Source organism: Brevundimonas sp. (assembly GCF_036963785.1).
In the GTDB taxonomy this organism is placed as follows: domain Bacteria; phylum Pseudomonadota; class Alphaproteobacteria; order Caulobacterales; family Caulobacteraceae; genus Brevundimonas.
In genome coordinates this window covers 1-739 of the sequence record NZ_JBALUS010000017.1, presented here as the reverse complement: position 1 = coordinate 739, position 739 = coordinate 1, and the positions used below count along the sequence as shown (strand labels likewise).

Genomic DNA, 739 nt, shown 5'->3' with positions numbered 1-739 from the left:
CGCCGATCTTTGCCGACGTCGACCCCGACAGCGGCAACATCACGGCCGAGACCATCAAGGCCGTGATAACCCCTCGGTCCCGCGCCATAATCGCGGTGCATCTGGCCGGCTGGCCCTGCGACATGGACCCGATCATGGAACTGGCAGAGGTCAAAGAACTGAAGGTCATAGAAGATTGTGCCCAAGCCCATGGCACCCGCTATAAAGGCCGCGCAGTGGGCGGCATTGGTCATGTAGGTGCCTGGTCGTTCTGTCAAGACAAGATCATGACCACCGGCGGCGAGGGAGGCATGGTCACTTGCAATGATGAGGCGCTGTGGCGGCGAATGTGGGCCTTCAAGGACCACGGCAAAAGTTATGAGGCGGTCTATGAACGCAAGCATCCCCCTGGCTATCGCTGGCTGCATGAAGACTTTGGCACCAACTGGCGCATGACCGAAATTCAAGGTGTCTTAGGTCGGATTCAACTGGGCCGGATGGCCGATTGGACCGAAGCCCGCACCAGAAATGCCCAAGTGATCACCGACGCCTTGTTGCCATTTTCCGGCACTGAAGGCCCGGTCCGCCTGCCAGATCTGCATTGTGCAGGCTACGCGGGTCCGATCTCAGACAACGGCACCTTGCATGGGTTCTATAAATACTATGCCTATGTGCGGGCTGACAATCTCGCCGCAGGTTGGGACCGTGACCAGATTAGCAATGAGATAAACGCCCGGGGCGTTCCCTGTTTTCAGGGCAC

At 58.5% G+C, this 739-nt stretch carries 1 protein-coding gene; it reads left to right on the top strand.

What is annotated here, in order from left to right:
- On the top strand, window positions 1-739 hold a 739-nt coding region (locus V7672_RS15240; RefSeq protein WP_335625416.1), incomplete at both ends, for a DegT/DnrJ/EryC1/StrS family aminotransferase.